11 protein-coding genes are annotated in these 9,711 nt (G+C 52.7%); 7 read left to right on the top strand and 4 right to left on the bottom strand.

Features of this window, described 5'->3' with window-relative positions:
• Positions 1-2 precede the first annotated feature (2 nt).
• Positions 3-1,730 (top strand): type I secretion system permease/ATPase, encoded by a 1,728-nt coding sequence (locus Q0903_RS17310; RefSeq protein ID WP_299417403.1) that lies wholly within the window; start codon positions 3-5, stop codon positions 1,728-1,730.
• Complete coding sequence (locus tag Q0903_RS17305) at positions 1,727-3,028, top strand: HlyD family type I secretion periplasmic adaptor subunit (RefSeq protein WP_299417401.1); 1,302 nt, start codon at positions 1,727-1,729, stop codon at positions 3,026-3,028. The genes Q0903_RS17310 and Q0903_RS17305 overlap by 4 nt, the downstream gene beginning before the upstream one ends.
• Before the next feature lie 3 nt (positions 3,029-3,031).
• On the opposite strand, the gene Q0903_RS17300 is transcribed toward Q0903_RS17305, so the two are convergent.
• Both Q0903_RS17300 and Q0903_RS17295 read right to left on the bottom strand, forming a co-directional pair.
• A complete protein-coding gene (locus Q0903_RS17300) occupies positions 3,032-4,312 on the bottom strand; it encodes a flavin-dependent oxidoreductase (RefSeq protein WP_299417399.1) in 1,281 nt (426 codons plus the stop codon).
• A 3-nt stretch (positions 4,313-4,315) separates the two neighbouring features.
• On the bottom strand, positions 4,316-5,089 hold the full coding sequence (locus Q0903_RS17295; protein ID WP_299417397.1) for an SDR family NAD(P)-dependent oxidoreductase: 774 nt from the start codon (positions 5,087-5,089) through the stop codon (positions 4,316-4,318).
• A 380-nt stretch (positions 5,090-5,469) separates the two neighbouring features.
• Between Q0903_RS17295 and Q0903_RS17290 the strand changes: the two genes are divergently transcribed.
• Together Q0903_RS17290 and Q0903_RS17285 are read left to right on the top strand one after the other, a co-directional pair.
• A complete protein-coding gene (locus Q0903_RS17290; RefSeq protein ID WP_299417395.1) occupies positions 5,470-5,727 on the top strand; it encodes a DUF6522 family protein in 258 nt (85 codons plus the stop codon).
• Positions 5,728-5,932: 205 nt separating this feature from the next.
• Positions 5,933-6,346, top strand: coding sequence for a cytochrome c (locus Q0903_RS17285; protein WP_366141514.1), 414 nt, complete (start codon positions 5,933-5,935; stop codon positions 6,344-6,346).
• A 65-nt stretch (positions 6,347-6,411) separates the two neighbouring features.
• Here Q0903_RS17285 and Q0903_RS19785 read toward each other — a convergent pair whose 3' ends face one another.
• Together Q0903_RS19785 and Q0903_RS17275 are read right to left on the bottom strand one after the other, a co-directional pair.
• Positions 6,412-6,663 (bottom strand): DUF6691 family protein, encoded by a 252-nt coding sequence (locus Q0903_RS19785; RefSeq protein WP_366141513.1) that lies wholly within the window; start codon positions 6,661-6,663, stop codon positions 6,412-6,414.
• A gap of 182 nt (positions 6,664-6,845) precedes the next feature.
• Entirely contained in the window at positions 6,846-7,181 is a 336-nt protein-coding gene (locus Q0903_RS17275; protein ID WP_366141512.1) for a hypothetical protein, read from the bottom strand.
• Between the two features lie 916 nt (positions 7,182-8,097).
• On the opposite strand from Q0903_RS17275, the gene Q0903_RS17270 reads away from it, so the two are divergent.
• The 3 genes from Q0903_RS17270 to Q0903_RS17260 all read left to right on the top strand — a co-directional run bounded on the left by Q0903_RS17270 (position 8,098) and on the right by Q0903_RS17260 (position 9,703).
• Positions 8,098-8,367 (top strand): hypothetical protein, encoded by a 270-nt coding sequence (locus Q0903_RS17270; protein WP_299417393.1) that lies wholly within the window; start codon positions 8,098-8,100, stop codon positions 8,365-8,367.
• Positions 8,364-8,684 carry a type II toxin-antitoxin system RelE/ParE family toxin gene (locus tag Q0903_RS17265; RefSeq protein WP_299417391.1) on the top strand — a complete coding sequence of 107 codons (321 nt, stop codon included), beginning with the start codon at positions 8,364-8,366 and terminating at the stop codon, positions 8,682-8,684. The genes Q0903_RS17270 and Q0903_RS17265 overlap by 4 nt, the downstream gene beginning before the upstream one ends.
• A gap of 281 nt (positions 8,685-8,965) precedes the next feature.
• On the top strand, positions 8,966-9,703 hold the full coding sequence (locus Q0903_RS17260; RefSeq protein ID WP_299417389.1) for a BtpA/SgcQ family protein: 738 nt from the start codon (positions 8,966-8,968) through the stop codon (positions 9,701-9,703).
• Positions 9,704-9,711 lie beyond the last annotated feature (8 nt).

Raw genomic sequence — 9,711 nt, 5'->3', positions numbered from 1 at the left:
GCATGAGCAACGGTACGCCTCTCCGTAAAACGGTATACTCAGACGCATTAAAGCGCCTGCGCGGATCGTTCATGGCGGTGGGCCTGTTTAGTGCTGCTGTGAACATTCTAATGCTCACAGGCCCAATGTTCATGCTGCAAGTCTATGACCGTGTCCTCTCTAGCGGGTCGGTGCCGACTTTGCAGGCGCTCTATATCATTGTTGTTTTTCTGTTTGTATTTATGGGCGTTTACGATTTTTTGCGTGCTCGGGTCATGTCGCGGGCGGCGTACCGGCTGGATCAGGCTGTCGGGGATGAGGCCTACAGCATCTGGATGCGCTCGGCTTTGACGGATCAGCCAACGCTTGGCAGACCTTTAGGGGATTTATCGATTGTGCGCGGGTTTCTGTCTAGCCCCGCTATGTTGGGGCTTTTTGATCTGCCGTGGATACCGCTCTATCTTGCCGTGACATTTATTGTACATCCGTTGCTGGGGTGGACGACAGTTGCAGGTCTGTGCGTTGTCTTGGTGCTGGCCCTGCTCAACCAGTTCTCCAGCCGCGCCTACCACGCCAAGGCGATGCAAATGGATTCTTCTGAATCCTTCTTTATCGAACAAAGCCGTCGCACAGCAGAGGCCGTGCTGCCTATGGGGATGCGCCCTGGGGTGGCTGCGCGTTGGTCTGCCATGCACCGTGACGGGTTGGCCGTTGGCCAGATAGGCGCAGACCGCAGCCAGAGCTTTACTGCCACGTCCAAGGCATTTCGTTTGTTGCTACAATCTACTCTGTTGGGGTTGGGTGGATATTTGGCCCTACAACAGCAGATCACAGCAGGTATGATCGTTGCGGCTTCAATTATTGCGGGCCGTGCGCTTGCGCCTGTAGATCAGGTTATCGGGCAATGGGCATCACTCGTGCGCGCACGTGAAGCAAACCGCAGGCTAAAAGCCACGTTTGCCGCACAGCCTTTGAAACGCCCGGTTGTCGATCTGCCCCCAGCCAAAGGTTATTTGACCGTTGAAGGTGTAACAAAGTTTGTACCGGGAGATCGAAGCCATGAGCGTCCACCGATCCTTGATGCTGTTAGTTTCCAGCTAGAGCCAGGTGATGCGTTGGGTGTGATTGGACCAAGTGCTTCGGGCAAAAGCACGCTTGCGCGGGTGTTGGTCAATGCGACCCTTGCCGATGAAGGCGGTGTGCGATTGGATGGTGCTACGCTGGATCAATGGAGCGAAACCGCATTGGGCAGCCAGATCGGATATCTGCCGCAAAAACTGGAACTACTTACTGGTACAGTGCGTGACAACATCGCCCGTTTTGATCCTGACGCCTCGGACGAAGAAGTTATCAAAGCCGCCAAGATCGCCGGTGTTCACGAAATGATTTTGATGCTGCCCGACGGCTATGCCACCGAGCTGGTACATGACAGCGCTCCGCTGTCGGGGGGGCAATTGCAGCGGATAGGCCTTGCGCGGGCGGTCTATGGCACGCCACGTTACGTCGTATTGGACGAACCGAACTCGAACCTTGATGCCGCAGGTGACGACGCATTGTCCCAAGCGATTATGGTCTTGCGCGAAGCGGGCAGCACTGTTGTCGTCATGGCACACAGACCCAGTGCGATTGCTTCTGTCAACAAGGTGATGGTGCTTCATAGCGGCCGCGTTGCCGAATTCGGGGACCGCGATACGGTTCTGAAGAAAACGGTGCGCCCGCGTCCCGCACCTCAGCCAGAGCCTACCGCATGAAGCAGAACCCCGAACTAAAAACATCAATTCGCTGGTCAGGCATGACAGGAGCCTTGGCTGCGGTATTGCTGCTGGGCGGCGGAACATGGTGGGCGGCACAGACCGAGATATCAGGCGCTGTTATCGCTGTCGGTGCAATTGAAGTCATGGGTCGGCCCAAATCTGTTCAACACCTTGATGGCGGTATCATATCCGCCCTGTATGTGGCCGAAGGTGATGCGGTGAACGAAGGCGACACGCTTGTGCAGCTAGATGACACCACCCTGAAAGCAAACGTGCGTATCTACAAATCACGCCTGTCCGAAGCGATGGCGATGCGTGACCGCCTCATCGCGGAACAAACGGACGCAGCAGCTATTACCTTTGCCCCACTCGATCCGCTGGTCGATCCAGACTTTGCCAGTTTGCACCGTGCAGGCCAGACTGAAATTTTTGAAGCTCGCAAAGCCTTGGAGGCCGGCCGAAAAGAAAGGTTGGCCGAAAAAGCAGACCAATATCAAAATCAGATTGCAGGTGTGGATGCGCTGATCGAAGCGAAAAAACAACAAATGGTATATATTGGCGAGGAAATTGCGGCCGTTCAGGACCTTACCGATAAGGGGCTGGCACGTGCGAGCCAGTTACGCGGGCTTCAGCGATCCGAGGCGGAGTTGCTGGGCCAGATCGCAGAACACCAATCAGAACTTGCCCGCATCCAGAATTCTATCCGCGATACTGAAATCGAATTACTGCAAGGCAGGCGGGAAATTACCGAAGAAGTTGTGACACAATTGCGCGAAACGGTTACCCAGATCGAAGAACTCCGCCAGCAAATACTGTCCACATCCGCACAACTGGAACGGGTAGGTATCCGTGCGCCCAGCACGGGGCGCATACACGAAATGCAGTTCACAACTTTGGGCGGTGTTGTGCCTCCGGGTGGTACTATTTTGCAGATCGTTCCGCGAGACGAGGGATTCTCGTTCCAGACACAGGTTGACCCAGCGGCGATTGACCAAGTCTATGTTGGTCAGCCTGCAAAGGTTCGGTTTTCAGCGTTCAACCAGCGCACCACACCAGAACTCACTGGTCGCGTCAAAGATGTCTCGGCAACTACATCTGTGGACGACGTTTCGGGTCTCAGCTTTTACCGCGTCGAAATAACATTGCCCGATGAAGAACTTGCCCGCCTTGGCGATCTGGAGTTGCTGCCGGGCATGCCTGTTGAGGCCTATCTGACCACAACGCAGCGGACTATCCTCAGCTATTTGACGAAACCGCTGTCTGACCAGCTGGTTCAAGCACTGCGCGAAGAGTAGTCGCTAAAGCGGCACTTTGGCCTCCGCTGCAATTGTTGGCCCACGCGCATTCAGCGCCTCCATGTCAAAACCCGCAGCTGATTTGTATTTCCGCATAAACTCGTCACGCTCATCTTGCGAAACCACTGCATTGATATCTTCGAAATCGCCACCACACCGGTCATTCACCAAATTTAACAAGCCAAAAGGCCCGGCACCGCGGTTGCGCAAAACCAGTGCAGAAACGGCGTCACAGAACTTTTCATCAAAAGCCATCAGGGCTTGCGACGTCACGCCATGCTCTAGCATCGAATGGCCAATATGACGGGCATCCATGATCGCCTGACTGGCCCCGTTTGATCCGGTCGGGTACATTGCATGAGCCGCGTCACCCATCAGCAAGACAGCGCCATCGACCCAGGTGTCTACCGGATCGCGATCAATCATCAGGTTTTCATAGGCTACATCAGCGCCTGCCAGCAGGGCAGGGACATCAAGCCAATCATAGCGCCAATCCGCAAAGTGATGGGCAAAATCGCTCACCGAGACTTTGCCAAACCATGCGATATCTTTACGTGCCTCGGGATCGTCAACGGTGGTCTCGGCGATCCAGTTTACCTCGCACAGCCCGTCAGCGCCAACATCCGAGATCGGATAGATCACCATACGTTGGCGATGTGTCCCCAAGCCGATGAACGACGAATGCGTGCGCGCCGGCTTGGCGCGTGTTGTGCCACGCCACATCACCGCCCCGCCCCAATGGATCGCGGGTTGAGTCGGATGCATCTGGGCACGGATATTTGAGTGGATGCCGTCTGCCCCGATCAATACGGTGCCTGCAACTTCTCGCGTGGCGCCACTGTGCGAAGTTAGTGTTGCAACAACTCCCTCGTCTGTTTGGCGGTAGCTCGTCACACGCGCGTCCAGCTGAATGGCGTCCTTACCCGCACGCTCTTGGAGAATTTCAGCCAGAAGCATCTGAAATTTACCGCGGTGCATCGCGTATTGTGGCCAATGATAACCCGCAAAAGTACCACGCGGTTCAGCATAGATCTGTTGGCCCTTCTGGCCAACCAATGCCCATTCCTGAACTGGCACGCCAACGCTGTCCAACTGTTCAGCCGTGATCCCAAGATCCATCAGCTCGCGCACCGCATTGGGCTGAATGTTGATCCCAACGCCCAACGGTTTCAGCTCTCCCACTGCTTCAAGAACTGTGAAGGGAACACCTATCTGGTGTAGTGTCAGGCCCAAAGATAGGCCAGCAACACCACCACCTGCGATCAGAACATGTGTTTCGGGCATCGCTTACCTCGGCGCCATGCGGATAGCGCCATCAAGTCGGATCACTTCACCATTAAGCATGGGATTATCGATGATGCTGCATACCATCTTGGCAAATTCGGCAGGGTTCCCCAAACGCGAAGGGAAGGGGACCTGCGCCCCCAAAGATGACTGCACGTCTTCGGGCAGGCTCTCTAGTAGCGGGGTCAAAAACAGGCCTGGCGCAATCGAGCAAACGCGCACACCTTTGTCCGCCAAATCCCGCGCCATTGGCAGGGTCATTCCCACAATCCCACCTTTGGAAGCTGCATAAGCAACTTGGCCGACCTGACCCTCATAGGCGGCAACTGAAGCTGTATTGATAATCACACCGCGCGCACCATCTGGCTCCATCGGATCGCTTGCAACCATAAGCGCCGCTGCTTGGGATGCGCAGCTGAAAGAACCTAACAAATTGATACGGATCGTTTTCTCAAAAACCTCGAAAGGATGCGCAGCCCCTCGGCTGACTGTTTTTGCTGCTGGACCTACCCCTGCGCAGTTCACCAGAACCCGCGGAGCACCAAGCATGCTGACGACGCTTTCCATTCCCGCGCTAACGCTTGTCGGATCGGCAACATCGACTTTGCAAAACTGGCCACCCAGTTGTCCTGCAAGGGCGTTGCCTTGATCTTCGTTCAGGTCAAATATTGCAACTTTCATGCCAGCAGCGGCCAATGCTTTTGCGGTTGCGGCCCCCAAGCCTGATGCACCGCCCGTTACAATTGCCGTTTGGCCGGCCCAATCATTCAAATTCATCGTTATGCTCCCTATGACGCTGCTTTCAAATCGTCCTGAAGGCAGGATTGCCTGCAACCGATAGTATCCTGTCTTTTGGGGAAGATGGGAGTGTAATTTTACCTATTGGGTCCAATGATGAGGCGTTGAAGTAAAAAAGAGTGTTGAAGATCAAGCACAGAGGCAGCTTAGGGAACTATGTGACCAAGACTGTCCTGCGTCGCGCAATAATTGCAGACCTAAGAATTTTGATTTTGTCAGTATATTTTGAAATACAGGTAACTTATTCAAGCTGTTCTCTGAGCTGTATCCCTATGCTACAAAACCATTGAGGCCCGCGCACCAGCACCATATGCTCTAATCTTGATGTGAGTTTCGCCTTCTAAAAATTGGATACTGTTTTGAAGATTGATCTGACACAATCCAACCCAATGATCGACGCCAGTGATCTGGCAAAACTGTTGGATGTGCGGGCTTCGGATGTGATCGGATTGATGCGTGACGGCGCAATTACCAGCCGCTTTGAAAGCGGGATCGACGAGGACGCTGGCACGCACCGTCTGACCTTCTGGCACAATGATAAACGGGTCCGCTTTACCTGCGATGATGAAGGCAATGTGCTAAAAACCTCAAGAACAGCTGCCAAACGGGGTGCTTGAGGCGCCATAGCCGTATACCCAGCCGACCAATGCCATGGCGACGGAAAATCCCTTGACGATCTAAGGTCATGAACAAACTCAATTTGCCTCGGTTGATACATATCAACCTACTGGAGATCATTCTGTGCGAGACTAAGGCAGGAACAGCGCAGCCGTTAGGGTCAGAACAGAGTTCCAGAAGACATCAACAGTGATCGGACATACTATGAACCTAGGGACTTTTTCCGCACTTGGCCTTGGCATGACGATCCTGTCTGCCTGCACGCAAGTACCCTTTGGCACTACAAGTGCGGTCGCACGCGGGCAAACGATATATGCGAAGGAATGTTCACAATGCCACGGCACCCGCGGAGACGGAGTGGGAGCAACCGAACAAAGTCTAGGTATTGCTCCCCCCAATATAACAGAGCTTGCACAGCGCAATGATGGCGTTTTCCCCCGTGAATTTGTGCGAAGGTTTGTCTTGGGCCAATTGGAAAAAAATGATCCGAATGCTGCGATGCCAGAGTTTTCAACCGTTGGTTTGGGGCATGTTTATCCCGATGGCGGGGTTGGTGCGGAAGTGCTGGAGGCTGATTTCGAAGACCTGTTGGATTATCTTGAAACCATTCAAAGATAGCAGCAGGGAAATCATCGTTGTCATGGTGCGCTCGACTCATCACGGGTGGTACCCGTTGTGCAAGGTCAATCTGTGGAACGGGCCGCCATAAAGCCGCTGAGCTGCCGCGCTATGAACATCCCCCCAACCAATGCTGCAACAAATTGAATAACATCAGTGTTCAAAGCGCCCAAGGCAGGCAGCGCACCGGCTAGGCAAAAGCCAGCAATATCCCACCCTACACCAAAGATGGCGGCCCCGCCCAAGAGCTTGCCATCAAGCTGGTTATTCAGTGAGACCTGAAAAGACGGCTCTAATAGTGCTGCGCTTCTGCGCACCACTATTCGGTAACCAATGAAGGCAACGATCAACGCCCCCCCATCACAAACGCAAGGCTAGGATCCTAGCTGCCAGCAGTGTCGAAGAAGTTCATCACTGTCGTTGGATTGGCCATGCCCGACAGGGAAATCCCGGTTTTGAACAGTGTTCCAACAAGACAGGTCAAAAGGTGACACATCAGTTATGCCTCCCAAACGTGGCGCATGACATAGATTGTCAACGCAGTGGTAATCATAGTGACAAGCGTGGCCACGAGCGAACGTCGCGATATGCGGGCCATGCCACAAACCCCATGGCCCGAAGTACATCCGCTGCCAAAGGTCACGCCAATCCCAAGACGAAGCGCACCAAAGATCAACAATGGCCTCGATGAAGGCACGCTGATTGTCGGCAGTTGCCCCGTATTGCCAAAATAGACCCAAGGATCGAAAGCCATACTCGCCACGTCATATCCATGCGACTGACCGGCCAGAGCGTCCGCGCCAAAATACCGCTCGCGCCCATGATACGCCCACATACCAACATCAGCGCAACTGCCCTTAGTCCGATCATCACACCCCCCCACAAGCGAAGCAATTGGGGTAAACGCTGTCTTCATTAGTGTCTCAACGCATAAGACTGGCAAATCGGGCTCTGCACAATGCGGTGTCGGGCGAATGCGGTTAGCAACGAAGCCTAGCCAACAGCAGTTCTGCCAAGTGCGCTTTGAGCGGCACAAAAGCGCGACAGGTCTAGCATTGAGCAAACGCAAGGTTGGGAAAGCACATCGAGATGTAATCAATGTTTCTAGCTACAGACGCCGTCAAATTATTCTTTTGAATGTGGTTTAGTGTTTCGGCATATTTTGGAAGCAATCATCGGACCAGAACCTGACAGGAAGGTCTTCAACAAGCAGGGCAAGGCCGAAGGCATCGGTTCACCGGAGGCGCGGGTCAGGTCCAACTGATGCCAGATCAAGAGGATGCGCTACTCCCCATTTTGTTGGACAGGATCTTGCGCAATTCAAGCTATTCTTTGCACTTATTGATCGGGGTTGGTTGGGTCAATTCTACTGCCAGTAGACCACAGCGAGTGGTTTGCCGCAAAGGGCAGAATGCGGACGCTTGTGGTTGTGGAACTTAATCCAATTTCTGACGCCTTTCTTGCATCGAATTTGAGGACATGTTGCTTCCGTTTTGACATTCTTGATCTCATTCGTGTGGAAGACCAGAAAAGGACAAATCGCAGCTTACGTCAGTGGTAGAACTTCGGGGGTAGCTCATCTAACCAATTTGGCACTCCGTCCAGTAAGCGCCGCGGTTCTTGAGAGACTCATTGCCCGAAGGCTTCAGCACTAAACGGTCATAAATATAGGCATAGACTGCGTATTTCCGAGGCGTTGACGGATTTTTCAAGCTTTGGTATGACTTATTCATACCTTTGGGAGTCACATAATGACTGTAAAAACCACGCTCAGCTTCACAGATCGCCACCATGATTTTCTTAAGTCCAAGGTTGAGCAGGGGGTTTTCGCTACACCAAGCGCGGCTGTGGCTATGGCAATCGAACAGCTCATCGAAGACGAAGTGCATAGAATAAATGCTCTTGAGGCTATCTCTTCTGTGATTGCCAAAAGAATGGAAACGCCGAAGTCTGAATTTGTTTCAGGCGATGGAATGTTCAGTAGCGCATTACAGCGGTTGGGTTCGGATCAGACTGAGTGAAGTATAAGATAAGGTTTCACCCTGAAGTTGCTGACGACCTCCAAATCATAGCCGAAATTGTCGCCGATTATTCAGGTCTTTCCGTCGCAAAAAATAAGCTAACCGAAATCCAAAGTGCTGTGTTCAGTCTCGCTGATACCCCAAAGAAAGGTACTATCAGAAGTGAGCTGGGCGTCGCAGTGAGGGCAATTCCAGCCGGGCGTAAAGGCATTGTGGTCTTCGAGGTTGACGAAAATACAACAACAGTCTTTGTACTTGCCATCACTTTTGGCGGTGCAGACTGGATTTCCAAGTATGAAGACCGTCAAGAGAATTGATGCGAAACTGAGATCTGCCAGTCTGGTTGGGACAGGGCATTGATACAATCAGATAGAGCTAATCATCAATTTCTTGTATTTATGATCGGCGAAAAAATATCTGTAATCAATCTTATGTTAAATAAATGGACGTGTACGGTTAGGCTATGACTGTATGCCTGCGTATCGGCCCAGACGTTAGAGGGCATGAGTAACGGTTATATACGGATTAGTACTATAAATTTTTGAAATTCAGATTTCGATGCTAGCCTTAATGGAAACCTGGAACCTTGAGGCGAAACATGGACCGAAACGATTTTCAACAGAGCTTCGGCGCAACTGGGCCTGTCGTCCTCCCCGTCATTCATGTTCTTGACGCTGAGCAGGCCCTGAGGAACATCCAGACTGCTATCGACGGAGGATGCAAAGGCGTCTTTCTAATCAATCACGACTTTGAGAAGGAAAAGCTGGTCCCTATCATCAAGGAAATGCGGCGTGCGTTTCCAGACTGTTGGCTCGGCGTGAATTTTCTGGCTGTGACAGGCAAATATGCGTTTCCTATTCTGGGTGATTTGCAGGCCGAAGGCACACAGGTTGACGGGTATTGGGCCGATGATGCCCGCATGGATGAGCGCAGATCAGAAGATGATCAGCCAGAGGCAGATGAGATTGCCGAAATTCGCAAACAAAGCGGCTGGGACGGCATCTATATCGGCGGAACAGCGTTCAAAAAGCAACGCCAGGTCAATGCCCAAGACTATGCAAAAAGCGCACGCATCGCGACAAGATATATGGATGTTGTTGTGACATCTGGCGTGGCAACTGGCCATGCTGCGGACGTTGGGAAAATTGACACCTTCAGAGAGCATTGCGGAGACACAGCACTGGGGCTGGCGTCTGGCATAACGCCCGAAAACGCCGCGCAATATACAGATGCGGTGGACCTTTTCATGGTCGCAACAGGCATCAACTTCGAGGGGGATTTTTATAACATCGACCCCAGTCGCCTGAAGCATCTCATGGACCTCACACAAAAATAAGGGAGAAT

Source organism: uncultured Sulfitobacter sp. (genome assembly GCF_947502895.1).
Taxonomy (GTDB): Bacteria; Pseudomonadota; Alphaproteobacteria; order Rhodobacterales; family Rhodobacteraceae; genus Sulfitobacter.
The sequence above is the reverse complement of the archived record's forward strand: the minus strand, read 5'-3'. Positions and strand labels throughout refer to the sequence as shown.

Excerpts from the sequence above, each read along its gene's own strand:
- Q0903_RS17285 (WP_366141514.1), top strand. The coding sequence starts at position 5,933 with ATGAACCTAGGGACTTTTTCCGCACTTGGCCTTGGCATGACGATCCTG.
- Q0903_RS17270 (WP_299417393.1), top strand. The coding sequence starts at position 8,098 with ATGACTGTAAAAACCACGCTCAGCTTCACAGATCGCCACCATGATTTT.
- Q0903_RS17305 (WP_299417401.1), top strand. The coding sequence starts at position 1,727 with ATGAAGCAGAACCCCGAACTAAAAACATCAATTCGCTGGTCAGGCATG.
- Q0903_RS17295 (WP_299417397.1), bottom strand. The coding sequence starts at position 5,089 with ATGAATTTGAATGATTGGGCCGGCCAAACGGCAATTGTAACGGGCGGT.
- Q0903_RS17275 (WP_366141512.1), bottom strand. The coding sequence starts at position 7,181 with ATGTGGGCGTATCATGGGCGCGAGCGGTATTTTGGCGCGGACGCTCTG.
- Q0903_RS17310 (WP_299417403.1), top strand. The coding sequence starts at position 3 with ATGAGCAACGGTACGCCTCTCCGTAAAACGGTATACTCAGACGCATTA.
- Q0903_RS17300 (WP_299417399.1), bottom strand. The coding sequence starts at position 4,312 with ATGCCCGAAACACATGTTCTGATCGCAGGTGGTGGTGTTGCTGGCCTA.
- Q0903_RS17260 (WP_299417389.1), top strand. The coding sequence starts at position 8,966 with ATGGACCGAAACGATTTTCAACAGAGCTTCGGCGCAACTGGGCCTGTC.